This is a genomic window from Enterococcus sp. AZ126 (genome assembly GCF_051714545.1).
In the GTDB taxonomy this organism is placed as follows: Bacteria; Bacillota; Bacilli; order Lactobacillales; family Enterococcaceae; genus Enterococcus_L.
Genome location: NZ_JBIOSB010000001.1, coordinates 469,299 through 495,822 on the forward strand (window position 1 = coordinate 469,299; position 26,524 = coordinate 495,822).

Annotated in this window: 15 protein-coding genes, 14 tRNA genes and 3 rRNA genes; 1 reads left to right on the forward strand and 31 read right to left on the reverse strand. The window is 38.7% G+C overall.

The window, feature by feature from the left end; translation table 11 throughout:
• Positions 1-38 precede the first annotated feature (38 nt).
• From IGI43_RS02270 to IGI43_RS02285, 4 genes are read right to left on the reverse strand one after another with little or no spacing between them, the layout of a single operon-like run.
• Positions 39-863, reverse strand: a complete 825-nt coding sequence (locus IGI43_RS02270) for a carbohydrate ABC transporter permease (RefSeq protein ID WP_438756203.1) — start codon at positions 861-863, stop codon at positions 39-41.
• Between the two features lie 11 nt (positions 864-874).
• Positions 875-1,747: a carbohydrate ABC transporter permease gene (locus tag IGI43_RS02275; protein ID WP_438756204.1), complete on the reverse strand. Its 873-nt coding sequence runs from the start codon at positions 1,745-1,747 to the stop codon at positions 875-877.
• A gap of 22 nt (positions 1,748-1,769) precedes the next feature.
• The gene (locus IGI43_RS02280; RefSeq protein ID WP_438756205.1) at positions 1,770-3,008 is read right to left on the reverse strand and encodes an ABC transporter substrate-binding protein; all 1,239 of its coding nucleotides are present in this window, start codon (positions 3,006-3,008) and stop codon (positions 1,770-1,772) included.
• Positions 3,009-3,063: 55 nt separating this feature from the next.
• A complete protein-coding gene (locus IGI43_RS02285; RefSeq protein WP_438756206.1) occupies positions 3,064-5,244 on the reverse strand; it encodes an alpha-galactosidase in 2,181 nt (726 codons plus the stop codon).
• 118 nt (positions 5,245-5,362) lie between these two features.
• On the opposite strand from IGI43_RS02285, the gene IGI43_RS02290 reads away from it, so the two are divergent.
• A complete protein-coding gene (locus IGI43_RS02290; RefSeq protein WP_438756207.1) occupies positions 5,363-6,226 on the forward strand; it encodes an AraC family transcriptional regulator in 864 nt (287 codons plus the stop codon).
• Positions 6,227-6,340: 114 nt separating this feature from the next.
• Here the strand turns inward: IGI43_RS02290 and IGI43_RS02295 are convergent, their stop codons facing one another.
• From IGI43_RS02295 to IGI43_RS02425, 27 genes are all read right to left on the reverse strand, one after another.
• Positions 6,341-7,138, reverse strand: a complete 798-nt coding sequence (locus tag IGI43_RS02295; RefSeq protein ID WP_438756208.1) for a MurR/RpiR family transcriptional regulator — start codon at positions 7,136-7,138, stop codon at positions 6,341-6,343.
• A gap of 11 nt (positions 7,139-7,149) precedes the next feature.
• The gene (aguA, locus tag IGI43_RS02300; RefSeq protein WP_438756209.1) at positions 7,150-8,247 is read right to left on the reverse strand and encodes an agmatine deiminase; all 1,098 of its coding nucleotides are present in this window, start codon (positions 8,245-8,247) and stop codon (positions 7,150-7,152) included.
• A 109-nt stretch (positions 8,248-8,356) separates the two neighbouring features.
• Positions 8,357-9,295: a carbamate kinase gene (gene arcC / locus IGI43_RS02305; protein ID WP_438756210.1), complete on the reverse strand. Its 939-nt coding sequence runs from the start codon at positions 9,293-9,295 to the stop codon at positions 8,357-8,359.
• A gap of 10 nt (positions 9,296-9,305) precedes the next feature.
• Positions 9,306-10,397, reverse strand: coding sequence for an agmatine deiminase (gene aguA, locus IGI43_RS02310; protein WP_438756211.1), 1,092 nt, complete (start codon positions 10,395-10,397; stop codon positions 9,306-9,308).
• On the reverse strand, positions 10,384-11,793 hold the full coding sequence (locus tag IGI43_RS02315; RefSeq protein ID WP_438756212.1) for an amino acid permease: 1,410 nt from the start codon (positions 11,791-11,793) through the stop codon (positions 10,384-10,386). The genes aguA (IGI43_RS02310) and IGI43_RS02315 overlap by 14 nt, the downstream gene beginning before the upstream one ends.
• Positions 11,794-11,878: 85 nt before the next feature.
• Positions 11,879-12,904 carry a putrescine carbamoyltransferase gene (gene ptcA / locus IGI43_RS02320; protein WP_438756213.1) on the reverse strand — a complete coding sequence of 342 codons (1,026 nt, stop codon included), beginning with the start codon at positions 12,902-12,904 and terminating at the stop codon, positions 11,879-11,881.
• 263 nt (positions 12,905-13,167) lie between these two features.
• Positions 13,168-14,598: a 6-phospho-beta-glucosidase gene (locus tag IGI43_RS02325; RefSeq protein WP_438756214.1), complete on the reverse strand. Its 1,431-nt coding sequence runs from the start codon at positions 14,596-14,598 to the stop codon at positions 13,168-13,170.
• 39 nt (positions 14,599-14,637) lie between these two features.
• Positions 14,638-16,521, reverse strand: a complete 1,884-nt coding sequence (locus IGI43_RS02330) for a beta-glucoside-specific PTS transporter subunit IIABC (RefSeq protein ID WP_438756215.1) — start codon at positions 16,519-16,521, stop codon at positions 14,638-14,640.
• A gap of 120 nt (positions 16,522-16,641) precedes the next feature.
• Entirely contained in the window at positions 16,642-17,478 is an 837-nt protein-coding gene (gene licT / locus IGI43_RS02335) for a BglG family transcription antiterminator LicT (RefSeq protein ID WP_438756216.1), read from the reverse strand.
• Between the two features lie 678 nt (positions 17,479-18,156).
• Positions 18,157-18,240: transfer RNA gene (locus IGI43_RS02340), tRNA-Leu, on the reverse strand.
• Positions 18,241-18,257: 17 nt separating this feature from the next.
• A tRNA-Cys gene (locus IGI43_RS02345) sits at positions 18,258-18,328 on the reverse strand.
• Between the two features lie 34 nt (positions 18,329-18,362).
• Positions 18,363-18,434 (reverse strand) — tRNA-Gln (locus IGI43_RS02350).
• Between the two features lie 22 nt (positions 18,435-18,456).
• Positions 18,457-18,529, reverse strand: a tRNA-His gene (locus IGI43_RS02355).
• Between the two features lie 31 nt (positions 18,530-18,560).
• Positions 18,561-18,633 (reverse strand) — tRNA-His (locus tag IGI43_RS02360).
• 14 nt (positions 18,634-18,647) lie between these two features.
• Positions 18,648-18,718: transfer RNA gene (locus IGI43_RS02365), tRNA-Trp, on the reverse strand.
• Positions 18,719-18,727: 9 nt separating this feature from the next.
• Positions 18,728-18,808 (reverse strand) — tRNA-Tyr (locus IGI43_RS02370).
• A gap of 3 nt (positions 18,809-18,811) precedes the next feature.
• A tRNA-Phe gene (locus IGI43_RS02375) sits at positions 18,812-18,884 on the reverse strand.
• A 12-nt stretch (positions 18,885-18,896) separates the two neighbouring features.
• Positions 18,897-18,970 (reverse strand) — tRNA-Asp (locus IGI43_RS02380).
• A 9-nt stretch (positions 18,971-18,979) separates the two neighbouring features.
• A tRNA-Val gene (locus IGI43_RS02385) sits at positions 18,980-19,052 on the reverse strand.
• Positions 19,053-19,064: 12 nt separating this feature from the next.
• Positions 19,065-19,136 (reverse strand) — tRNA-Glu (locus IGI43_RS02390).
• A 15-nt stretch (positions 19,137-19,151) separates the two neighbouring features.
• A tRNA-Ser gene (locus IGI43_RS02395) sits at positions 19,152-19,240 on the reverse strand.
• A 45-nt stretch (positions 19,241-19,285) separates the two neighbouring features.
• A tRNA-Asn gene (locus IGI43_RS02400) sits at positions 19,286-19,359 on the reverse strand.
• A 7-nt stretch (positions 19,360-19,366) separates the two neighbouring features.
• Positions 19,367-19,482 (reverse strand): 5S ribosomal RNA (gene rrf / locus IGI43_RS02405).
• Positions 19,483-19,577: 95 nt separating this feature from the next.
• Positions 19,578-22,489: ribosomal RNA gene (locus tag IGI43_RS02410) — 23S ribosomal RNA — on the reverse strand.
• A gap of 188 nt (positions 22,490-22,677) precedes the next feature.
• A tRNA-Ala gene (locus tag IGI43_RS02415) sits at positions 22,678-22,750 on the reverse strand.
• Positions 22,751-22,833: 83 nt separating this feature from the next.
• Positions 22,834-24,394 (reverse strand): 16S ribosomal RNA (locus tag IGI43_RS02420).
• The 16S, 23S and 5S rRNA genes sit together here with 14 tRNA genes alongside, the layout of an rRNA operon.
• A 623-nt stretch (positions 24,395-25,017) precedes the next feature.
• A complete protein-coding gene (locus IGI43_RS02425) occupies positions 25,018-26,520 on the reverse strand; it encodes a HAMP domain-containing sensor histidine kinase (RefSeq protein WP_438756217.1) in 1,503 nt (500 codons plus the stop codon).
• Between the last annotated feature and the right edge of the window lie 4 nt (positions 26,521-26,524).

Here is a 26,524-nt window from a genome sequence, read left to right on the forward strand (position 1 = left end):
ATTATCCTGAACGATCCCATTCGTTCAGGATAATTTTTTTATTTTACAGAGCCACTGGTCATTCCAGAGATAATATTTTTTTGGAAAATTAAATAGACAATTGAAATGGTGATGATTCCAATAACATATGAAGCAAATGAAGGGCCATAATCACTAAAATATTGTCCCTGATAATTATATTGGAACAACGGCAATGTCCACATGCTATCATCTTTGTTCAAAATTAGTAATGGCAATAAGAAATCATTCCAAATCCATAACGCATTAATGATCAACGCTGTAGCATGCATTGGTTTCATTAATGGAAAGGCTATTTTAAAGTACATCCTAAACTTGCTGCACCCATCCATCTGAGCTGCTTCATCCAATTCTACAGGAATACCTGTTTTAATATAGCCAACATATAAAAATAATGTTTGTGGAACGGCATAGGCTAAATATAAAATAATCAATCCGGGAATGTTTGATAACCCTAATTTTGTGACCATCGTGGTGATTGGAATCATGATCACTTGAAAAGGAACAAAGATTCCCAAAATCAGGAATGAGTACATCAAAACAAAGGCTTTTTTCTTTGAAATATTTCTTGCAATTGAAAAAGCTGCCATCGGTACAATCAATGTGATTAAAAGAATCGATAGAATCGATATGACGGCTGAATTGATAAAATAGCCACCAACCCCATCATCTAGCAAACGAGAAAAGTTTTCAGTTGTAAATGGATTAGGTATGCCAAAAAAATTTCCTGTAATTTGTGGTGTATCTTTAAAAGAGCTAACAATTGTTAAATATAGAGGAATCAAAATGACTAATACACCTATTGCTAAAAAAAGGTAATTTACATATGCTGTTTTCTTTTTCATGATTTTTCCTCCTATACTTCAAATCGTTTGGACAATCGAATTTGGATGATCGAAATACACGCGATGATAACGAACAGAATCACAGCTATTGCATTAGCATATCCATATTGATTATTTTTAAACGCATAATTATAGACTAATAGACCCAGTGTTGTTGTTTTGTCACTTGGTCCTCCTCCAGTTAATGCATATATCAAATCAAAAGCAGTTAGCCCACTTTTTAGCGCCATAATAAAAACCATACTCAATGATGGTAAAAGATAAGGTAATTCTATGTGGCGAAAAATTTGACTTTTGGATGCGCCATCCATTCCTGCCGCTTCTAAAATTTCTTCAGGAATACTTTGTAATCCTGAAAGAAAGATAATAATCGGCATAGCTGCTCCTTGCCAAAGTGCAACAAAAAGCACGCCATAAAAAACCGTTTTCTCATCAGCAATCAAATTCACTTGTAACCAACTGATATCAAGTACTTCACCGATTTGAGGCAAACCATAGTTAAAAATTTGTTTAAAAATCAATCCTAACGTCACTGTGCTTAATACAGCTGGAAAAAAATATACCGTTCTAAAAAGACCTACTCTTTTTATTTTGGTATTCAGTAACCGAGCAATAAAAATACCAATAATAATCTCACCAACAATCAATCCGATCGTAAAAATCACTGTAAAAGAAATACTTTTAAAAAACTTTTCATCAGAAAAAATCAATTGATAATTTTTCAAACCAACCATCTCATAATTTGAAGTCAATCCAGTCCAATTTGTTAAACTATAGAAAAAGCCCTGTAGCATTGGAAAGTAGAAAAAAATCAATTGTAGAATAATTGGAACTGCAACAAAAAGATACGCCCATTTTTTATTTAAAAATTCTCTTACTCTCATTAGTGATCCCCTCTTTTTCCAACTATTTCATTGTGTCAAAAAAACTATTTAAATTCTTAGCTAACTGAGTTTTATTCCCACTATTAATATAATCAACGGTAGCATGCCAGAAGTCTTCTTCTGAATTCCAATCCTTTTGCAACCAAACAATCTGTTTATCTGTAAATACATACTGCGTAACACCTTCTGTTTCTGGAAATTTCCCTTTTGTTTCAACAGACTTGATTGCTGTTGGCGCACCATCTACATCATAATATTTTTGCATGGCTTCTTTTGTTGTTAAGTATTCAACAAATGTATTTGCCGCTTCTTTATTTTTAGATTTGTTACTGATCGATACAGCTAAATCAGCTGCTCCTACTGTCAGTTCTTCGCCTACTTTTTCTCCAGGAAACGCAAACATTCCAATTTCAAAGTCCGGTTGTTGATTTTGAATCGCTGGCAATGCCCAAATACCTTGAGGAAAAATAAGTGCTTTTTGATTGGCAAAAGTAGCGACTGCATCGTCATAAGTAGCACCATTGGCATTTTTTTGGGCTGTTCCTCTCATTAAGTTTAATCGTTCAACCACTTCTTTGAAATCTTTATTCCCCGTTTTGATTCCGCCTTTTGGACTGTGAACTAACGCTTTATTTGCTCCTATGAATCCATTGTCAACAGTTGCCCAAGCTAATTGATGATAACCATTTAAGCTCCATGAATCGGTCGTTGTCAAAGAAGCCGCAAAGGGAATTTCATTTTTATCTTGGATCATTTTGACTAACGTTGCAAACTCTGCCCAAGTTTTCGGAGGCTCTATATTTAGTTTCTCAAAAGCAGTTTTATTATAGAAGAAACCCCAGGCATTACTCGTTAGAGGAACCGAATACTCTTTACCATCGATTGCGTAAGTTTCCGCTGCACCTTCTTTTAGATTGCTCATATAAGATGCCTTGGTTAAATCTTCAAAAACATCTGCCTTCGCCCATTCTTGAAAGTCAGCGTTTTGTGGATATGAATTCACGACATCTGGAACATCACCACTCGCAATTCTAGTTTTCAAAACTGTACCAGCATCTGGTACATTAGTGAATTTTATTTTAATTGTTGGATTTTCCTGTTCAAAGTCCTTAATGATTTCTTCCAACGTCGACTTCATTTCTTTTTTTTGAGAGAAAAATTCAATTTCTGTTTGACCTGTGTTACTTTCTTGTTTTTTTCCACATGCGGTTAAACTAACTGTTGCGATTGTCACAAAGACAATTTTCTTCCACTTTTTCATTTTATTCCCCTCAACTTTCGTTTTAATTAAATACGCATTTTGATATTAGAATTATTTATAGTTTTCTAAAATAATAGACAATACTTGAAAAATCTCCTTTACTATAAGGGATCGTTAGGCCAACATTCATCAGTTCATCTCCACAAAATCGACGTCCAGTTTCTAACTCAAGATAGGTTGCTTCACTATCCAGACCTTTTAATTTTATGAAAGTGATTGGTGCCTCTGCTACTGCAAGTTTTCTGATATATGTTACGACAGATTCACTTTGATCTTTGGCAACATAACTAAATGCAATGTCATTATTATCATTGGTAGAACAATCCAATCGATAGAGTTCTCCTTTTTGAATGATCGGCCTGATTTTTTTATAAAACGTGATTTGTTCCTTGATTGCTTTCAATTCCGCCTCAGAAAGTTTCGTCAAATCCAGCTCATATCCCAGATTACCAGCCATTGCAACCGCTCCTCTTGTTTCAAGCGACACACTTCGTTCAACTTGATGGTTAGGCACTGCCGACACATGAGCACCCATCGTAATAGCAGGAAAAATCAAACTCGTTCCGAATTGAATATCTAAACGGCAAATTGCATCGGTGTTGTCACTTGTCCATGTTTGCGGCATAAAACACAACATTCCCAGATCATAGCGACCTCCTCCACCTGCACAACTTTCAAATAAAATTTTTGGAAATTTTTGCGTTAATTCAGCTAAAACATGATAAAGTCCCAACATATATCGATGTGCTACTTCTTTTCCCCCTTTTGCGTTTGAAAGAGAAGAGATATTCGTTATATTACGATTCATATCCCATTTAACATACTGAATAGTACTAGATGTAAATACCTTAGACATCGAGTGAATAATATAGTCACAAACAGCCTGTTGCGATAAGTCTAAAACTAATTGGTTCCGACTAAATGTATGTTCACGACCTGTTGCCTGTATACACCAATCTGGATGATCACGATAAAGTTCGCTATCTACAGAAATCATCTCTGGCTCGACCCACAAACCAAATTGCATGCCACGGTCATTGATTTTTTTTGCCAAACCGCTCAGACCTATCTCTAATTTGTCGTAATTCACTGTCCAATCGCCTAGAGAAGAATTATCATCCATTCTTTTTCCAAACCAGCCATCATCTAAAACAAATAACTCAATGCCAACTTTTTCAGCATGATCCGCTAACTTAAGCAATTTTTCTTCATTAAAATCAAAGTAAGTAGCTTCCCAATTATTTAACAAAATCGGTCGTTCTTTTTGTTTATATCTACCTCTTAAAATATACCGCTCTACAAAATCATGAAGCTCACGGCTCATTTGGCCTAAACCATGGTCATGATAGGCTAGAAGTGCTTCCGGCGTTATAAAAGTCTCTCCTTTATTTAATTGCCAGCCAAATGTTTCGTGATTGATTCCGATAAATAATCGTGTATTTTGTAGTTGATCTACAAAAGCGCCCGCTTCAAAATCACCACTATAAATCAACTGTAAACTGATGATTTCTCCATAATTTTCATTTGCATTAGGCTCTGTCAACGCGATAAACGGCGTACTTCCATGACCAGATGCTCCTCTTCTAGAATTAACGATCGATAGTCCTTGCTGCAGTTTACTTCTTTGGACCATTTTTTCTCTTGCGTAACTACCTGTCAGCTTAATAAGGTCATAATTTGAACTTGGTAAATCGATCATGAAACTAAGTGCTTTATTTAAAAATAAATGTTGTTTCATTCCATTTACAAATTCTGCATGCGTCGCAATAACGTTAGAATCATCAAAAATCGTAAAGAATAAATGGATATTCATCTCTAGAAATGAATCGACTAATTCAATTTCTAACGTCATGCATTCATTTTCATTACTTCTACTTGAAGGTAAATTCGTCAGTTCTTTTTTCCCAGAATAAATTTTATGCCTATGATAACGTAAATCTGCTAATGCATCATGTTCATTCACTACTTCAAAAGCTGGAGTTCGAAAGTCTCCTAATCCTGTACAGCTATATACCAATCGTTGTGTATCCAGTGAAAAAGTACGATCATTTGAATAGGGACTCGGTGAAAAAGCTCGGTCCAAATATTCATATCGGTTTGATTCATGATATTCTTTGATTTTTTTTCCAAAATATTTTTGTACAAGACAACCTTCTTTTGTTATACCTAAAATCAAACTTATTTTATCTGAGTACACATGAAAAAAATTTTTTTGATTATCGAATTCTACATTCATTCTTTCACCTCTATCATTGATATCTCTTATTTTAATTTATGAAATCGTTTTCTAAAATAGCAAAATGTTGATATTTCATGGTAAAATGTTCTTAATTGATCAATTGAGGTGAATAAGCATGGATTTTGTTTTTTATGAATACGAAAAAAAACAGTTGGATATAAATATTGATTTTTGCGGTAGAGAAGCTTGCTTACCTAACTATTCCTTTGGTCCATCCATTAGAGAAAATTACGTGCTTCATTTTATTTTAGATGGTTCTGGCTGTCTACATATTGATGGAGATATAATTGATTTAGCAGCTGGAGATTGCTTTGTTTTGCCTAAAGATCACATTACGTTTTACCAAGCGAATAAACAAACGCCATGGGAATATGTATGGATTGGAATTGGTGGAACGAAGGTCGAAGAATTTCTCCAACGCTCCTCATTATTAGATTTTTTCTATTTAAAGAATATTGCTCATAGTGCGTTTATTAAAGAATTTATTCTATTAGTAGATTTATCAGAAAACGTAAGCGATTCTAACATTGACTTATTGATGGATAGTCAAATATATAAGCTGCTTTACATACTTGCAAACGAATTTCCATCTACTAAACAAATTAAAAAATCGCAAAAAGAACTTTATTTTTTAGAAGCTATTAAGTATATAGCCAATTATTTTAATCGTGCAATAACGGTTACCGATATTTGTTCGCAATTAAATTTAAGTAGAAGTTATCTATATGCAATTTTTAAAGCGCAAATCGGGTATTCCCCTCAACAATATTTACTACGATTCAGAATGAAAAAAGCGTCTGATTTATTAGTTAATACCTCTAATACAGTTACGATGATCGCATCTTCCGTTGGTTACAATGATCCTCTTAATTTTTCTAAGGCTTTCAAATCCTACTATGGTCAATCCGCAACAGAGTATAGAGTAAATCATACCGACCTCAAACAAGGTAGACGAGTCTTTTCTAAGAAAATAGACTAGACATTACTGGAAAAACAATCTATAAAGGAATAAATAATAGGCTAGGATATAACTCGTCGAGTTATATCCTAGCCTTAAGGAATCCGAATAAATGCTTTTGTCCCAATCTCTTATTTATTTAAAAACCAAATGATATTCTCCTTCTTCAGCGCTATCTAAATATTGATACAAAATCAATTCAAGAATCGCCAACATTGAAATGTGAGAAGTAATTTCCATTTTATTTAAAAAGAGTTCATCTGTAAACACGTAAAAATTAATATCACTCATATTTTGTACGACGTTATTATCTGCACCCGTGATCGATACTAATAACGGATGTGTTGCATTTTTTAAGTACTGCATCAATTGAATCCATTCTTCATCTTTCCCTTGATAAGTTAAAATAAATACCATATCTTCAGATTTTATCTGCTGTTGTACAATCGCTCTCATTGGCTGATCTTCAGGAAATACCACCAAAAATCCAGCTGCGACAAATAGATACTTTACATACTGCATCAGCTGTTTATTCATTCCTTTAGCAAATAAGTAGATAATTGGTTTTTTCTTTAAATACTCTCCTACTTTTATCAAACTATTTTTATCGATCACACGAACAGATTCGTTGATATTTTTTAGGTACTCTTCACGATAATCTTTTTGGGAAACGACAAAGGGACTGACTTTTTCTTCTTTTTTTTGATTTAAAAGAGTATATTTAACGACTGTTGTGAACTCACTATAACCAGAAAAACCAATTTTTCTAACAAATCGGAGAAATGTTGTAGTTGATACAAAACAATCATCGGCTACTTCACGTATGCTTTTATTTTTAATTTCATTTAAGTTTTTTACAACATAATCAAATAGTAGATGTTCATTTTTTGTTAGCTCCGAAACGTGAGGGTTTATCACTTCAAAAAAGTCCATTTTCTTCCCTCCTACTTATTTTTTGGAACACTTTGTGCAATACAATGAATATTTCCGCCACCTAATAAAATTTCACGTGCAGAAACACCAATAATCTTGCGGTCTGGGTATAATTTTTCCAGTAATATTCCTGCTGCTTGATCATTCTTATCATTAAATAATGGATAAACAATCCCGCCGTTAGCCGTAAAATAACTAACATACGTTGCAGTCAGTCGATCTCCAGGAAAGCGCGGCAGCATTCCATTGACTGGGTCTACTCCCTGACTTTCTTCGGTTGTGATATACATTGGTTCAGGCATCAGCATTTTATGAATAGTCAATTTTCTGCCTTTTGCATCGGTTTCATTTTTTAACTGTTCATAGGCTGCTTTTGAGATTTCATATTGAGGATCATCAGGGTCTTCTGTCCAAGTCAGGACGATTTCACCTGGGCGTACAATATTCAGCATATTATCGATATCTCCATTGGTTTCATCTAAAAAGAATCCTTGTTTTAGCCAAATAATTTTTTCTACATTACAGTATGCTTTCAGGACTTCTTCAATTTCCTCTTTAGAAAGTTTACCATTTCTACCTTCTGAAAGTAAAACTTCTTCTGTTGTGTATAATGTTCCGTCGCCATCTAAATGAATAGAACATCCTTCTAAAATAAATTCTTTTAAAGAGTAGTAATCGATATGATTAAATTCGCACAATTTTTCAGCAATCAAGTCATCTTGATCCCAAGGGAAATACAAGCCATCTAATAATCCGCCCCACGCATTAAAACGCCAATCTACTCCACGAATTTCCCCTTTTTTGTTTGTTACATAAATAGGCCCATAATCCTTGATCCAAGCATCATTATTACTCATCTCCATCACTCGAATAGACTCAGGCAATAAGTGGCGAGCATTTTGATATTGATTCTTCGAAACCAACATCGTAACTGGTTCAAACATCGCGATGGCTTGGGCTACTTGTGCATAGGCAGTTTGCGCAGGTTTTCCTCCATTACGCCAATTATCAGCTCGTTCCGGCCAGATCATGTATGTTTCTTTGTGTAGGTCAAATTCTCCCGGTGCAAAAAAACCATCCTCTTTAGGATTACTCATTTTTAACTTCATATAGTCTGTACTCCTTTTGCTTAATATTTCTGTTATGTAAGCGATATATTTTTAATATATCAGAAAGAAAGAGTAGAAACTAGTTTTTGTCTCCACTCTTTCTATAAAGCTAAGCAGTAATGATAGTACCTGTTTCTTCTTCTAATAGATTCTTGATGTTTTCTATGGAGGTGATTACTGCTTTGCCGTTGCTATTTTCTTTAATGAACATTATTGCCGCCTGCACTTTTGGGAGCATACTGCCTGGTGCAAACTGATTTTCTTCAATATATTTTTCCATCTCTGCAACCGTTACTTTGGTTAAATCCGCTTGGCTTGGTCGATTGAAATTGATACTGACATGATCGACACCTGTCAATATCACTAACCTATCCGCATGAATCAATTCAGCTATTTTTTCAGAGGCAAAATCTTTGTCTATCACGGCTTCCACACCCTGATAGGTACCATTTTTTCTCACTACTGGAATACCTCCGCCACCGCCTGCAATCGTAACGATTCCATTTGCTACTAATTGTTCAATCACAGGATATTCGACAATATCGATCGGACTTGGTGAAGGGACAACTTTCCGAAATCCTCGACCTGCATCTTCTACGTATGTTGCAGATGTTTCTCTTTTCTCTACTTCCATTTCTTCTTCACTTAAAAAGGGACCAATTGGTTTACTTGGTGCTTGAAAAGCTGGATCTGTTTCGCTGACAACCACTTGGGTTAAAAGTGTTGCTACGTTTTTAGAGATATTTCTTTTTTTCAATTCATCTACTAGCGCATTTTCAAGCCAATAGCCAATGCTGCCTTGTGTCATTGCAACGGCTGTATCGACAGGCATTGCTGGATTTTTCTTTGTAGCACCTAATTGCTGCTGTAATAATAGATTTCCAACTTGAGGGCCATTACCATGCGTGATGATCAGTTCATGACCTGCTTCAATGAAATCTGCTAAATAATATGCTGTGTACGCTAAAGCTTTTTGTTGTCCTTTAGCACTGGGATCCGTTGTTAAAATAGCATTTCCTCCCAATGCAACTACGATGCGTTTTTTCATTTATTCCACCTCACTTTGGTACTTGTTGGGTAATGCAGTGAATATTTCCACCACCTAAAAGAATTTCTCTGGCAGGTACACCAACAATTTTTCTATCAGGATATAATGCTTGTAATAAATCGATTGCTTTTTCATCATTTGGATCATCAAATAGTGGTAAAATGACACCACCATTTGCCGTATAATAATTTGCATAACTTGCAGCTAAACGATCCCCTTTTTCTCTTGGTAAGGTTCCAGCTACTGTATCCACTCCAAAACTTTCTTCTTCAGTGATCAATATCGGATTGGGTACGTGTAATTTATGCACAACAAGCTTACGACCTTTAGCATCTGTTTCATTTTCTAAAATAGCTAAACATTCTTTTGAAATTTCATATTGTGGATCGTCTTTGTCATCCGTCCATGCCAAGACAACTTCTCCAGGCTTCACAAAATTAACAATATTATCGACATGACCATTGGTTTCATCTAAATAAATCCCACGTTTCAGCCAAATGATTTTTTCCAATGATAAATATTCCTTTAAAACTTGCTCGATTTGTTCTTTTGAAAGCTGGCTATTTCGACCTTCCGATAGTAAACATTCTTCTGTAGTGATCAAGGTTCCCTCACCATCCACATGGATCGAACCACCTTCCAAAACAAAATCATTTAAACGATAACGATTCAGCCATTCTATTTCACAAATTTTCTGTGCGACCTGATCATCTTTATCCCACGGAAAATACAGTCCATCAACTAATCCGCCCCATGAATTAAAGGTCCAGTCTACACCACGAATTTCACCTTCATCATTTTTGACAAAGGTTGGACCGCAATCTCGAACCCAAGCATCATCGTTTGCGATTTCAACAACTCGAACACTTTCTGGCATCATATGGCGAGCATTATCATATTGTTTTGCAGATACACCTACTGTTACTGGTTCAAATTCGCTGATAGCAAGGGCTACATCTACAACTGTTTTTTGTGCTGGTTTGCCGCCATTGCGCCAATTATCTGGACGTTCTGGCCACAAAATATATACACCTTGATGTGCTTCAAATTCTCCTGGCATGTGGAATCCGTCTTTTTTAGGTGAACTATCAATTGTTTTCATGGTTTAAACTCCCTTTCTCTTGCTCATTTTTTATCTGTTGCTCTTTTGCATACTCTTTATCTCCTAAGCGAATACAGATTTCACCAATAATCACCGCTGCCATCGTTCCAATCAAAATAGGAATTTTTTCAGCATATTCTGTTTTGGATAAAGGGACAATCGAAAAAAATAGAGTGATAACTAACAACGCTAGAGGAATATATGCGATTATTTTCAAAAAAAATGGTCCTCCTGGCACTTTAAAAGGTCTTTCTTTATCTGGATCGATCTTGCGTAACTTCAAAAAGGCAGGAAACATCATAATATAAGAAACTAATAATGCCACCACATTTAATGCGAAAAATGCCCAGAAAATATTTTCATTTGGTATAAACGGTGCTGCAATAACTAACAGTGACGCTACAATACCATTTATGACTGAAGCACCTATTGGCATTTCGTTTTTAGGATTTTCTTTTGCGAATAGGTTTGGCATATCATGATTTTTGGCAGCATAAAAGGCAACGTAATTCACACCTAAAGCCCATGAAATCAGATTTGCAGCTAGGGTATACATAAACAGTAAGCCAATGATGATAACAAATGGATTGATCCCACCAACTAATAAAATAAAGCTATCAATCAACCCACCTGAAGTTGATAATTGATCTGCTGGCACTGCTGCTCCCATCCCAAATGCAGCAAATAAATAGAAGAATGCAATCAAAATACCGCCGTAAATGATCGCTTGTGGAATTTGTTTTTTCGGATTTTCCATATCACTGGCTAAGGTTGTTACCACTTCAAATCCTAAGAAGTTAAACAAAATCACAGAAATAAAGCTCAAACTATTTAAATCAAATGTCGGCAACAACGCTCTTCCAGAAAAATCATTCGCCATGCCCTTTGTCACAGCATGATAAATGCCTAACACGCCTAAGCAAACCATAATACCGACTTTAGCAAATGCAGCAATATTCAAAATCCATTTACTATCACTGACAGGATAACAACTGATCAATGTTACTCCCCAGATAAAAACTAATTGAACTATAACTAAAATGGGTGTCCCTAATGCTAATCCGAAAATTTGTGTCATGACTTCTGTGAAAAGCACCGCCAAGCTAGCCATCCAAATCGGAAAATTGATCCAATAAAACCAAGCAACACGCGCGCCCCATCGACGCCCAAAAGCCATCTTGACCCAATCATAGATACCCCCGTCACCAGTATAAGTAGTGCCTAATTCCGCTGAAATCAAGCCGTAAGGTAAGAAGAATAAAATTAATAAAATTCCCCACCAAAAAAATTGGGATGAACCAATAGCAGCAGCAGGAGCGGCAGATTCAACAACAAGTATGACAACAACTGCCATTAAAACTGCATCAAACAACCGAAATTTCTTTTTTTCTTTCATGTTTTTACGCACCTTTCATTAAAGAAACGGGAATAGAAGTAGAATCTTTACTATAGAACACTTCTATTCCATCCGTTCTAAAAAATCATTTAGCGACGACAGCATTTCTTAACATTAATTCAAATTGTGCATCATAAAATTCACCGACTGCTTCACTCGCATAATTTAAATATGGATTTAAGAAATAAACCAACAATGCACGCATTGCCGTCAAACGATTTTCTGCTTCATCTAAAACGATTGAATAAGGTGCATCTAACACTTCATCGGTCACTTCTTCTCCTCTAGTGGCAGGTAGACAATGTAAAAATTTAACATGTGGCGCAGCCATATCGATCAAAGCTTGGTTCACTTGATATTTTGGATAGAATGTTGCCATTCGCTCTTCTTCAGATAACTCGGCCTCATACAATCCATACCAAACATCCGTATAAATAAAATCAGCATCTTTCATTGCCTCTTCTGCATTTTCTGTAATTAGCACACTACCGCCAGATAGCTTCGCATTTTTTTGACCGACAGCAAGTGTTTCCTCTTTGATTTGAAATCCTTTTGGTCCAAACTGAACAAAATCCATACCCATTTTCGTTGCCATAAACATTGTTGATACACATACCTGGGTAGCATCGCCAACAAAGACAATTTTGCAATCACTCAGCTTTTTACCTTCTGGTAGATGTTCTGTCATTGTAATAATGTCGCCTAATTCTTGTGTCGGATGGTTGTAGTCACTCATACCATTGATAACTGGAATCGTTGCATCTTTGGCTAAATCGACAATTGTTTGATGACGTTCCACTCGTGCCATTAAAATATCTACTAAACGAGATAACACTCGAGCAGTATCACCTAAAGATTCATGTCCGCCTAATTGAATTTGACCTGGTGCTAAATATTGTGCATGACCGCCAAGTTGTGTCATCGCCGTTTCAAAAGATACTCTCGTGCGAGTTGATGATTGCTCAAAAATCATCCCTAACGTCTTATCTTTTAAAAGGGGTGGATAATAGCCATTTTTGATTGCTTCTTTTAATCTCAAAGCTAGCTGGATCATAAAATCGATTTCTGCTTTCGTAAAATCATTTGTATCGACAAAGTCTCTTTTTTTCATCATTGCTTCCACCATTCTCTTTTTGATTTGTGTTGTCGGATTCCTCGAGTTTTCCTATTGACGAGTTAAGCATACCGCTAAGTTTCTCATTTTTAAAGCGGTTTCTAAATACTTGATGAAGAGAACAGCAGCTTGTACTTTGTTCCATTTTGAGTAACAGGTTACTCTACCCAATTATTAGTTTTTTAATGAATGGAAAAAAAAGGCAAAAATGAGTAAATCAAACTCATTTTTACCTTTTAGTATTTTTCTTAAAAACAGCTCTAATTTGTTAAGTCTTCCCCATTTGTAGCAATAACTTTTTTATACCAGTCAAATGATTTTTTCTTCGAGCGTTTCAATGTACCCTTTCCATCATTATCTCGATCGACATAGATGAAGCCATAGCGTTTTTTCATCTCTCCTGTTCCAGCTGAAACAAGATCGATACAGCCCCACGTTGTATAACCTAATAAATCTACTCCATCCAGTTCAACCGCATCTTTCATGGCTTGGATGTGTGCGGCTAGATACTCGATCCGATAATCATCGATCACATTTCCATTTTCATCTGGCGTATCCACGGCACCTAAGCCGTTTTCAACAATAAATAGTGGTTTTTGATAACGATCATACAAGTCATTCATCGTGGTACGCAATCCAAGTGGATCGATCTGCCAGCCCCATTCACTTGCTTCTAAATACGGATTTTTCACTGAGGCAAAGATATTTCCAGCTGTTTGTTCATTGATTGCCGGATCTGTTGATTGGACCCGTGATGAATAATAAGAGAATGAAATAAAATCAACGGTATGCTCTTTTAATAAGTCTAAATCGCCCTCTTCGATTGGTAATTCAATCCCTGCACGTTCTAATTCTTTCAACGCATACGCTGGATATTCTCCACGAGATTGGACATCGATAAAGAAGAAATTCTCACGATCTGCTTGACGAGCTGCCCAAACATCTTCTGGTTTACAAGTGTACGCATAGTTTGTACCAGCCGCTAACATACAGCCTACTTGGTTTTCTGGATCGACTTCATGTGCGATTTTTGTCGCAATGGCACTCGCCAATAATTCATGATGAGCTGCTTGGTATTTCACTTGTTCTTTGTTTTCCCCTTCTTCAAAATAAAGCCCTGCGCCCATAAATGGTGCATGTAAAATCATGTTGATTTCGTTGAACGTCAACCAGTATTTTACTAAGCCTTTGTAGCGATTAAAGATGACGTTGCATAGATTTTCATAAAACCCGACTAATTCACGACTGCGCCACGCACCATATTTTTCGACGAGATGCATCGGACAATCAAAATGTGTGATCGTTACAAGAGGCTCTATCCCATGTTTATGGCATTCTTTGAACAACTCTTCATAGAACTTCAATCCTTCTTCATTCGGCTCTGTTTCGTCTCCTAGAGGGAAAATACGACTCCAGGCAATCGATAGACGATAGGTTTTAAAGCCCATTTCGCCAAATAACGCAATATCTTCTTTATAACGGTGATACATGTCGATTGCATTTTGCGCTGGGTAAAAATGTTCGTCATCAAATTCAAACATTTTCTTCTCTCCAGTGATTACTGGAAAACGATCTGGTCCCACTGGCGCTAGATCTACGTTAGCTAAGCCTCGGCCTCCTTCATTATAGCCTCCTTCACATTGATTGGCCGCTGTTGCGCCGCCCCATAAAAAGTCTTTTCTAAATCCCATATCAAAAACCTCCAACAATTTATTTGAATAAAAGCCTAATTAACGAATGACTTTCATTACTTGCTCACCTGGTTTAGCTAAAGTTTTGGTTAATGTAATAATGTCACCAAAATCAGCTGAATTTGTTACAACAACGGGTGTGATTATATTATAGCCTTTTTCAATAATTTTATCTAAGTCAAATTCAATTAATTTATCACCTATTTCAATATTTTGTCCTTTATCAACAAAGTATTCATAGCCTTCACCATTTAATTGAACCGTATCGATGCCAATGTGTATCAATAACTCCACACCAGAGTCGCTGGTTAAACCGATTGCATGTTTAGAATCAAAAATTGCTGTTACAATTCCAGAAACTGGCGCATAAACTGAACCTTCAACTGGTTTAATTGCAAAGCCTTTACCTAAAATTTCCTCTGAAAACATTCCATCTTCCACGGCTGTCAAGGCTACTACTTCACCTTTTATTGGTGTAACGACCTCTGTGAGCGTGTTTGCTTCAGAAATAGAGTTTTCTTCCTTATTATTGATTGTAGTCTTTGGTATTTCTACTACTGGATCTTTATATAAAATGTATGAGACTACAAAAGAAATCACAATACTGATTGCAGCTCCGATACAAGCCATATATAAATGTTTCAAGGTATCATCTCCAATATAACTTGGAAGTGTCAATAAACCGGGTGAACCACCAGTAAAGTTCTTCACTCGAGTGATTCCCATAAACAAACCACCGATTCCGCCACCAATCATCGCAGCATATAAAGGCGTTTTATATTTCAAGTTGACACCGTACAATGCAGGTTCAGTAATTCCAAACAAACCTGTTAGACCTGCTGAAGCAGCTACCTGTTTGATTGAAGAGTTTTTACTTTTCACACCAACGGCTAAAGAAGCAGCTCCTTGTCCAAGGTTTGATGCTAACATACCTGGATAGATCACACTATCATATCCTGTTGTCATACGATTGTTAATCCCAATAGGTACTAAGCCATAGTGAGTTCCTGTAGCTACAAACAACGGTGTCAACGCGCCAATAATCGTTGGAACTAACCACGGACTAAAGTTCTCCAATACTTTGATTCCATTTGAAATACCATCACTAATCAAATACCCGATTGGTCCCACCACTACTAACGAAACAGTACCGACAATTGCAATTGTAATCAATGGTTTACTAAAAAATTTAATTGCTTTAGGTGACACTTTATCTGCAATTGGCTCGACATAAGACATAAACCAAACGGCTAAAATAATCGGAATAACGGAGGAGCCATACGTTACCGCAGAAATTGGCAGTCCAAATAGATGAATACTTCCAACTCCAGCTTCTTTGATTGCATTGACCATCCCTACAAAGTTTGGATGGAGTAAAATTCCACCAACCATCATGGCTAAATACATATTAGTTTTAAATTTCTGTGCAGATGACGCTGCTAACAAAATAGGTAAAAAGTAAAAAGCAGAATCTGCCATAAAATCAATGATAATATAAGTCTGACCTGTTTTGTCGATCGCGTTAAAGACAACTAGAAGAGACAGAACAGCTTTTAACATACCGGCCGCCGTAATCGCTGGTAAGATTGGTGTAAAAATACCTGTAATAGTATCAATAACTTTTGAAGCCGCACCACGTTCATCCTTCCCATTAGATTCGACTTGTTCTCCATCTAATGCGGGCACTTCTTTTAAAATTTCTTTATAAACACTTCCTACATCACTACCAATAATGACCTGATATTGTCCACCTTTTGAAACAACCCCCATCACGCCTACTGTATTTTTCAATACCTCTGTTTCTGCTGTTCCTTCATTTTTCAAATTAAAGCGTAATCTTGTAGCACAATGAGTCAAACCCGTGATATTTTGTTTTCCACCGATTTTTTCAATAATTGTTTGTGCTAATTCTTGATAATTCATCGTTCATCCCCCTAATCTAATTACAACTCGAAGTAAAATACACAAAAAAATACCTAAGAAACCTCTTATTTCAAAGAGATTTTCCCTAGGTATAGCCTGCTCTTTCACAGTAACAATCCTTTAATTGTTGGTTATTCTTCTGATATGGATGGTGAGATAGATCATCTCGTCTTCTTGTAATTCACGACCAAATTCTTTTCCAATGTACTCGCGTATTTTCAGTGCACAAAGATATTCTTCTTGATATTTTTCTTTTAACATAAATAAGAAACCTTCATCTTTGTCTTTATCTAATTCTATTCCACTAAATAAACGTTGAACAAAAAATTTCAAATGCGTAATAAACCGTTCATAATTTAGCGTGTATTCATCCAAATCAGTTTTATAATGATATTTAACAATATTAATGATTTTTTGAATGACTTTTGTCATTTCTGAAACTTGGCTGACCTGAGATAAATCTAGTTCTGCATTAACGATATGTAATGCAATAAAACCAGCTTCATCTTCTGGTAGCACTATATCCAGACGATTGGAAATAATAGTCAATGCTTCTTTTCCAATCAAATATTCATGATTATAAAAACGCTTGATTTCCCAAAGCAGTGCGTTTCTAACAGGTAGACCGCTATTTTGTCGTTCGATTGCATAATCGATATGATCAGTTAGCGTAAGATAGATATTTTCATTCAGCTTTTTTCCTAAAGAAACTTTGGCAAATCCAATAATTTCATTAGCAACCTGTAAATGCTCTAAACGAACATTTGCTAACAGCTGTGTAAGCTTATTTGTATTTAAATCGGCATTGCTTGTATATATTTTTTCAATAAGAGAATCCTCAATAACATCGCCGATATTTTTTTTAAAGCCAATACCTTTACCCATCACAAGTACTTCGTGACCGTCAGCATCAAGTGACTTCACAATATTATTATTGATTACTTTTTTTACTTCCATAATATCTCCTCAATGAGATTAGATCAGCTAGCTAATTAAATGTTAATAAAAGAAATAAAGTATAGCCTGAAAAATCAGTAACAATCTTGATTTCTCTTGTTATTAAAACATGAAAATAAAGCGTTGTCAACCAAGGAAAAATACATTCATTCGCTTTATAAAAAAATTTCTACTTATAAAATATTATTATTACTTAACGTAAGTCGGTAATTAATAAGAGCGATTTAATTTTTCAGTATTACTAACTTCTATCAATACATATACTTATTTTTTAGTGTTTCTAATATTAATAGTTAAATTTTATTTCTAAGTAATTTGTTATCTTTCCATGATGCTCTTTTACGGCTGCATTGTCTGAATATTTTTTAAATAGCCATTTTTCATATTTTTAAGAGTATTCATTTTATCAATTACTAAATAATCTTGATAGATTTGAAACCCAGCAACACCTAAAACATCTAACGATAAGGTTGCTCCCCCAACTCTCCGAAAAGAAGTGTTTTACTAAAAAAAGAGTGAATCGATAGAAAAAATGAAGCCATATTACTCTCAATACCAAGTAATTTAACTTCAATCTCAGTTAAATATCAACGAATCAGATACAAAAATACAAAATTACTTCAAAATGTTTAAACAAAAAAAGAGCATTAACATAAGAATATGTTAATGCTTGGCATATACCGGCGGCCGGGGTCGAACCGGCACGATCGTGAGATCACAGGATTTTGAGTCCAGCGCGTCTGCCAATTCCGCCACGCCGGCATAAAATAATTTTTGCAAGGCGGTAACCGGATTTGAACCGGTGATGAAGGTTTTGCAGACCTCTGCCTTACCACTTGGCTATACCGCCATATTACAATTTAAACATTCTCAAAAAGAGAAAACTGGGGTAGCTGGATTCGAACCAACGCATGACAGGATCAAAACCTGTTGCCTTACCGCTTGGCTATACCCCAATAATTAAAATTAAAAGCTAAGGGCGACTGATGGGAATCGAACCCACGCGTGGCGGAACCACAATCCGCTGTGTTAACCACTTCACCACAATCGCCATAAAACATATGATAAAAATTAAAGCTAAGGGCGACTGATGGGGATCGAACCCACGCGTGGCGGAACCACAATCCGCTGTGTTAACCACTTCACCACAATCGCCATAAACTTGCTAACAGGGATAGTAGGAATCGAACCCACAATGACGGTTTTGGAGACCGTAGTTATACCGTTTAACTATATCCCTACTAAATAATGGAGGAAAGTGGATTCGAACCACTGAACCCTAAGGAACGGATTTACAGTCCGTCGCGTTTAGCCACTTCGCTATTCCTCCAAATGGCGCAAGACAGAATCGAACTGCCGACACACGGAGCTTCAATCCGTTGCTCTACCAACTGAGCTACTGCGCCAAAAACTATAAACGGTCTGGACGGGACTCGAACCCGCGACCTCCTGCGTGACAGGCAGGCATTCTAACCAGCTGAACTACCAAACCGTAATTTAATGGAGGTTGACGGGATCGAACCGCCGACCCCCTGCTTGTAAGGCAGGTGCTCTCCCAGCTGAGCTAAACCTCCAAAAAATATAAATGACCCGTACGGGAATCGAACCCGTGATACCGCCGTGAAAGGGCGGTGTCTTAACCGCTTGACCAACGGGCCAATAAAAACTTAATACGGAGAGTAAGGGATTCGAACCCTTGAGACAGCGTTAACCGTCTACATGATTTCCAATCATGCTCCTTCGGCCACTCGGACAACTCTCCAAAGTTAAAAGAAGCAAGCATACTCATGAATCTTATATTAAGAAACTCCGGCAGTAGGACTCGAACCTACGACATCATGATTAACAGTCATGCGCTACTACCAACTGAGCTATGCCGGAATAATCAGCGTGGCGACGTCCTACTCTCACAAAGGGAAACCCTTCACTACAATCGGCGCTAAGAAGCTTAACTTCTGTGTTCGGCATGGGAACAGGTGTATCCTTCTCGCTATCGCCACCACACTGGGTGTTGTTGCTATTCAATTGAGTGATTATTCACTCAAAACTGGATTGAAGTTGTAATCAAACTATCCGATATACTTTTTTATTTCGTTTCTTTGGTTAAGTCCTCGACCGATTAGTATTGGTCCGCTCCGTACATCACTGCACTTCCACTTCCAACCTATCTACCTGATCATCTCTCAGGGGTCTTACTTTCTTAAAGAAATGGGAAATCTCATCTTGAGGTGGGCTTCACACTTAGATGCTTTCAGCGTTTATCCCTTCCCTACATAGCTACCCAGCAATGCCCTTGGCAGAACAACTGGTACACCAGCGGTAAGTCCATCCCGGTCCTCTCGTACTAAGGACAGCTCCTCTCAAATTTCCAACGCCCGCGACGGATAGGGACCGAACTGTCTCACGACGTTCTGAACCCAGCTCGCGTGCCGCTTTAATGGGCGAACAGCCCAACCCTTGGGACCGACTACAGCCCCAGGATGCGACGAGCCGACATCGAGGTGCCAAACCTCCCCGTCGATGTGGACTCTTGGGGGAGATAAGCCTGTTATCCCCAGGGTAGCTTTTATCCGTTGAGCGATGGCCCTTCCATGCGGAACCACCGGATCACTAAGCCCGACTTTCGTCCCTGCTCGACTTGTAAGTCTCGCAGTCAAGCTCCCTTCTGCCTTTACACTCTGCGAATGATTTCCAACCATTCTGAGGGAACCTTTGGGCGCCTCCGTTACTCTTTAGGAGGCGACCGCCCCAGTCAAACTGCCCACCTGACACTGTCTCCCACCACGATAAGTGGTGCGGGTTAGAGGGTTCATAACACAAGGGTAGTATCCCACCAGCGCCTCCACCGAAACTAGCGTTCCGGATTCATCGGCTCCTACCTATCCTGTACATGTGGTACAAACACTCAATATCAAGCTACAGTAAAGCTCCATGGGGTCTTTCCGTCCTGTCGCGGGTAACCTGCATCTTCACAGGTACTAAAATTTCACCGAGTCTCTCGTTGAGACAGTGCCCAAATCGTTACGCCTTTCGTGCGGGTCGGAACTTACCCGACAAGGAATTTCGCTACCTTAGGACCGTTATAGTTACGGCCGCCGTTTACTGGGGCTTCAATTCTGAGCTTCGCCGAAGCTAACCCATCCTCTTAACCTTCCAGCACCGGGCAGGCGTCAGCCCCTATACTTCATCTTTCGATTTTGCAGAGACCTGTGTTTTTGATAAACAGTCGCTTGGGCCTATTCACTGCGGCTGACCGAAGTCAGCACCCCTTCTCCCGAAGTTACGGGGTCATTTTGCCGAGTTCCTTAACGAGAGTTCGCTCGCTCACCTTAGGATACTCTCCTCGACTACCTGTGTCGGTTTACGGTACGGGCAGTTGTTTTCTCACTAGAAGCTTTTCTTGACAGTGTGACATCAGGAACTTCGGTACTATTATTTCCCTCCCCATCACAGCTTGTCCGTACAGAGTAAAGCATTTGACTCTACTCAAGACTTACTGCTTGGACATGCACTTCCAGTCGCATGCATTCCTTAGCCTCCTGCGTCCCTCCATTGCTCAAACAAAAACAACTGGTACAGGAATATCAACCTGTTGTCCATCGCCTACGCCTATCGGCCTCGGCTTAGGTCCCGACTAACCCTGGGCGGACGAGCCTTCCCCAGGAAACCTTAGTCATACGGTGGACGGGATTCTCACCCGTCTTTCGCTACTCATACCGGCATTCTCACTTCTAAGCGCTCCAGCCGTCCTCACGATCGACCTTCAACGCCCTTAGAACGCTCTCCTACCATCACACCAGAGGTGTGATCCACAGCTTCGGTAATATGTTTAGCCCCGGTACATTTTCGGCGCAGGGTCACTCGACTAGTGAGCTATTACGCACTCTTTAAATGGTGGCTGCTTCTGAGCCAACATCCTAGTTGTCTGTGCAACCCCACATCCTTTTCCACTTAACATATATTTTGGGACCTTAGCTGGTGGTCTGGGCTGTTTCCCTTTCGACTACGGATCTTATCACTCGCAGTCTGACTGCCGAATATGAATGAATGGCATTCGGAGTTTATCTGAATTCGGTAACCCGAGATGGGCCCCTAGTCCAAACAGTGCTCTACCTCCATCATTCTTAACTTCGACGCTAGCCCTAAAGCTATTTCGGAGAGAACCAGCTATCTCCAAGTTCGTTTGGAATTTCTCCGCTACCCACAGCTCATCCCCGCACTTTTCAACGTACGTGGGTTCGGTCCTCCAGTGCGTTTTACCACACCTTCAACCTGGCCATGGGTAGATCACATGGTTTCGGGTCTACGACTACATACTCATTCGCCCTATTCAGACTCGCTTTCGCTGCGGCTCCGGCTCTTCACCTTAACCTCGCATGCAATCGTAACTCGCCGGTTCATTCTACAAAAGGCACGCCATCACCCATTAACGGGCTTTGACTTGTTGTAGGCACACGGTTTCAGGATCTATTTCACTCCCCTTCCGGGGTGCTTTTCACCTTTCCCTCACGGTACTGGTTCACTATCGGTCATTAGGGAGTATTTAGCCTTGCGGGATGGTCCCCGCGGATTCCGACGGAATTTCTCGTGTTCCGCCGTACTCAGGATCCTCCTAGGTGTTGCCAACATTTCGTCTACGGGGCTATTACCCACTTTGGCGAACCTTTCCAAGTTCTTCGACTATCTTGACAGACTACCACATCGGAGTCCTACAACCCCAACAAGCAAGCTTGTTGGTTTGGGCTTTTCCCGTTTCGCTCGCCGCTACTCAGGGAATCGAATTTTCTTTCTCTTCCTGCAGGTACTTAGATGTTTCAGTTCTCTGCGTCTACCTCTATCCAGCTATGTATTCACTGAATAGTAACATCCTATAAAAGATGCTGGGTTTCCCCATTCGGAAATCTCTGGATCATAGCTCACTTACAGCTCCCCAAAGCATATCGGTGTTAGTCCCGTCCTTCATCGGCTCCTAATGCCAAGGCATCCACCGTGCGCCCTTATTCACTTAACCTTACGATCTTACGATCGGTTTTGTTTGGTTCGTTTCTCTAGCGATAGAGGCGTGACCAATAAAATAAGCTTCGAACTATTTTAATTAAAAAACTCATTCAACGCGGTGTTCTCGGTTTGTTTTGATTACTTTTATACTTCAATATCCAGTTTTCAATGAACAATAACTTAGTAACCAATGGTTACTAATGGAGCCTAGCGGGATCGAACCGCTGACCTCCTGCGTGCAAAGCAGGCGCTCTCCCATCTGAGCTAAGGCCCCGTGGTACATATTAATTTAAGAGTAAACCTCTCAAAACTGAACAAAGTGTCGACGAATGTGTAAGTTTCCGTAATATTCCTTAGAAAGGAGGTGATCCAGCCGCACCTTCCGATACGGCTACCTTGTTACGACTTCACCCCAATCATCTATCCCACCTTAGGCGGCTGGCTCCACAAGGGTTACCTCACCGACTTCGGGTGTTACAAACTTTCGTGGTGTGACGGGCGGTGTGTACAAGGCCCGGGAACGTATTCACCGCGGCGTGCTGATCCGCGATTACTAGCGATTCCGGCTTCATGTAGGCGAGTTGCAGCCTACAATCCGAACTGAGAGAAGCTTTAAGAGATTTGCATGACCTCGCGGCCTAGCGACTCGTTGTACTTCCCATTGTAGCACGTGTGTAGCCCAGGTCATAAGGGGCATGATGATTTGACGTCATCCCCACCTTCCTCCGGTTTGTCACCGGCAGTCTCGCTAGAGTGCCCAACTGAATGATGGCAACTAACAATAAGGGTTGCGCTCGTTGCGGGACTTAACCCAACATCTCACGACACGAGCTGACGACAACCATGCACCACCTGTCACTTTGTCCCCGAAGGGAAAGCTCTATCTCTAGAGTGGTCAAAGGATGTCAAGACCTGGTAAGGTTCTTCGCGTTGCTTCGAATTAAACCACATGCTCCACCGCTTGTGCGGGCCCCCGTCAATTCCTTTGAGTTTCAACCTTGCGGTCGTACTCCCCAGGCGGAGTGCTTAATGCGTTAGCTGCAGCACTGAAGGGCGGAAACCCTCCAACACTTAGCACTCATCGTTTACGGCGTGGACTACCAGGGTATCTAATCCTGTTTGCTCCCCACGCTTTCGAGCCTCAGCGTCAGTTACAGACCAGAGAGTCGCCTTCGCCACTGGTGTTCCTCCATATATCTACGCATTTCACCGCTACACATGGAATTCCACTCTCCTCTTCTGCACTCAAGTCTCCCAGTTTCCAATGACCCTCCCCGGTTGAGCCGGGGGCTTTCACATCAGACTTAAGAAACCGCCTGCGCTCGCTTTACGCCCAATAAATCCGGACAACGCTTGCCACCTACGTATTACCGCGGCTGCTGGCACGTAGTTAGCCGTGGCTTTCTGGTTAGATACCGTCAAGGTAAGAGCAGTTACTCTCCTACTTGTTCTTCTCTAACAACAGAGTTTTACGATCCGAAAACCTTCTTCACTCACGCGGCGTTGCTCGGTCAGACTTTCGTCCATTGCCGAAGATTCCCTACTGCTGCCTCCCGTAGGAGTCTGGGCCGTGTCTCAGTCCCAGTGTGGCCGATCACCCTCTCAGGTCGGCTATGCATCATGGCCTTGGTGAGCCGTTACCTCACCAACTAGCTAATGCACCGCGGGTCCATCCATCAGTGACACCCGAAAGCGTCTTTCAAGTCAGCACCATGCGGTGTCGACTATTATGCGGTATTAGCACCTGTTTCCAAGTGTTATCCCCCTCTGATGGGTAGGTTACCCACGTGTTACTCACCCGTCCGCCACTCTTCTTTTCAACTGAGTGCAAGCACTCGGTAGAAAAGAAGCGTTCGACTTGCATGTATTAGGCACGCCGCCAGCGTTCGTCCTGAGCCAGGATCAAACTCTCATAATAAAAGTTGAACACAATCCGAAGATTGTTAAGCTCATTTGGTTGCTAGCATATTGCTTCGCTTTGTTAAAAATTGTTGTTTGTTTTTACCGTTGTAAAAACAACCTACACATTTGGTTCGTCTTACTTTGTTCAGTTTTCAAAGGTCTACTGTGTTACTTCGCAGCAACTTTTATATCATATCAAATCTCCGATTCGATGTCAACACTTTTTTTTAAAAGTTTCAAAGTTTTCTCTGCTTGATGTTATCGAATGTTTCGTGACAACTTCATTAGTTTATCAGGTCGTTTGTTATTTGTCAACAACTTTCTTCCTGATTTTTCAAGTTTTTTTTGTCGTTATTAATTAACAACTTTGTTATTCTATCATGATTGTATTCTTTTCGTCAAGAGGAAAAAAACATTTTTTTCTCTTTCACCCAATTAACAAACATTCATTAGAACATTTATAAATATAACAATACTTATCATAAAATGCAACTAGAAAATACCTGTTTTTTGATTCTTTTTTTCTTAGCGAACAAATTACTTGAACTTCATTTGAGCATTCGCTTTTTCTCTACTATTATGCGTTCTAATGCTTAGATTATTCGGTTAAAAGATTAAAAAGAGCAGGAATATTTTTTCCTACTCTTCTCCTTCACTTTTTTTAACTATTGGAATATAGATTCTGAATATTGTTCCTTGATGAACAACACTTTCTGCGTCTATCTTTCCTTTATAATTTTCTACTAGCTGCTTAGCGATTGATAATCCTAATCCATTTCCGCCCTTGTTACGAGCTCGTGCTTTATCTACTCTATAGAAACGATTGAATATTTTATCTAAATCATCTTCTGGAATTCCTTCACCAAAATCTTGAATAGCAATTTCAAATTCACTTAATGTTTTTGAAATTGAAATATGAACCTCTTTTCGAGTCGTCGAATATTTTACTGCATTATCCAAAATAATGATTAGAAGCTGTTCAAAGTGATTTCGATAAATACCCAATGTCACTTCATGCAATAAATCATCATCTAGAGTAATAACAAAATCCGGATATAGAATTTTAAAATTGTTAAACACTTGATAGACGACTTGCTTAGCATTTGAGGTATGATTTGAATACTGCACATCAACTTGTTCTGCTCGCGATAGATCTAGCATTTCTTGGACTAAGCTTTTCATCCGAACAATTTCTTGCAAACTTGCTTCTAGGGATTCATCCAAAATCTCGGGATCTTCTTTTCCCCAGCGATTTAATAAGCTTAAATGCCCTTCTATAATCGCAACTGGTGTACGTAATTCATGGGAAACATCTTCTACAAATTGCTCTTGTTGCTCAATGTATCGTCTCATGCGATCTAACATTTCATTAAATATTTCTGCGAGGTCTGCTAACTCATCATTAGAATGTATATCCGGCATATGGATATCCGATTGCGGATCTTTTCTAATTGTATCCATCGTATCTCGTAAAACTTTCACAGGTTTCAAGAAGTAAGAAGATAAAATAAACCCTAGTATGCTGCTCAAGATCAATGAGATGATTTCTAATACAATCAGTGTCAGTAATAAACGGTTTCTAATATCATAAAAAGAAGACAACTCGTAAAAAGCCTGAATGTAACCTATCTGTTCTCTGTTCTTTTTTGAATAAACTGGTTGAATAACTAAAAAACCCGTTTTGTTATCGATTGATTTAATTTCAGCATATTGTTTTTCTTTTTTTCCTAATTGACTTTGTAATTTCTGTGTTTCAAATACTAGAGTCCCTTTTTTATCGTATATTGATAGAAACAATGCTGGCTGTCCTAGCTCAGAAATCATCGTATCCATTTCCATCAGTGAGCCCTCTATAGAAATCCTCTTGTTATCCAAAGCATTTTCATCAACACTAGGTGTTTTCAATTTTTCATAGACATCTGATACACTCAAGCTTCCATCAGCATTCGCTAAACGATTCCCCACCTCAGCAACTGTTCTCTCTACATTTTCTCGTTCCTTCTCAACAATGAGGTTGACTGAGGATTTATAAGTGATCACGGCAAAAATAGTAAATACAACAAATATGAAGAAAGAACTTGCAGAAGCCCACTTGATTGTCAAAGAAGGCCCCTTCAGTTCTTTTTTTTCTGCTTTTTTCATTTTT

Bases quoted from the DNA above. Each gene is read 5' to 3' on its own strand.
- IGI43_RS02330 (WP_438756215.1), bottom strand. From the start codon at position 16,521: ATGAATTATCAAGAATTAGCACAAACAATTATTGAAAAAATCGGTGGA.
- arcC (WP_438756210.1), bottom strand. From the start codon at position 9,295: ATGAAAAAACGCATCGTAGTTGCATTGGGAGGAAATGCTATTTTAACA.
- aguA (WP_438756211.1), bottom strand. From the start codon at position 10,397: ATGAAAACAATTGATAGTTCACCTAAAAAAGACGGATTCCACATGCCA.
- IGI43_RS02315 (WP_438756212.1), bottom strand. From the start codon at position 11,793: ATGAAAGAAAAAAAGAAATTTCGGTTGTTTGATGCAGTTTTAATGGCA.
- aguA (WP_438756209.1), bottom strand. From the start codon at position 8,247: ATGAAGTTAAAAATGAGTAATCCTAAAGAGGATGGTTTTTTTGCACCG.
- IGI43_RS02425 (WP_438756217.1), bottom strand. From the start codon at position 26,520: ATGAAAAAAGCAGAAAAAAAAGAACTGAAGGGGCCTTCTTTGACAATC.
- ptcA (WP_438756213.1), bottom strand. From the start codon at position 12,904: ATGAAAAAAAGAGACTTTGTCGATACAAATGATTTTACGAAAGCAGAA.
- IGI43_RS02275 (WP_438756204.1), bottom strand. From the start codon at position 1,747: ATGAGAGTAAGAGAATTTTTAAATAAAAAATGGGCGTATCTTTTTGTT.
- IGI43_RS02325 (WP_438756214.1), bottom strand. From the start codon at position 14,598: ATGGGATTTAGAAAAGACTTTTTATGGGGCGGCGCAACAGCGGCCAAT.
- licT (WP_438756216.1), bottom strand. From the start codon at position 17,478: ATGGAAGTAAAAAAAGTAATCAATAATAATATTGTGAAGTCACTTGAT.
- IGI43_RS02280 (WP_438756205.1), bottom strand. From the start codon at position 3,008: ATGAAAAAGTGGAAGAAAATTGTCTTTGTGACAATCGCAACAGTTAGT.
- IGI43_RS02290 (WP_438756207.1), top strand. From the start codon at position 5,363: ATGGATTTTGTTTTTTATGAATACGAAAAAAAACAGTTGGATATAAAT.
- IGI43_RS02285 (WP_438756206.1), bottom strand. From the start codon at position 5,244: ATGAATGTAGAATTCGATAATCAAAAAAATTTTTTTCATGTGTACTCA.
- IGI43_RS02270 (WP_438756203.1), bottom strand. From the start codon at position 863: ATGAAAAAGAAAACAGCATATGTAAATTACCTTTTTTTAGCAATAGGT.
- IGI43_RS02295 (WP_438756208.1), bottom strand. From the start codon at position 7,138: ATGGACTTTTTTGAAGTGATAAACCCTCACGTTTCGGAGCTAACAAAA.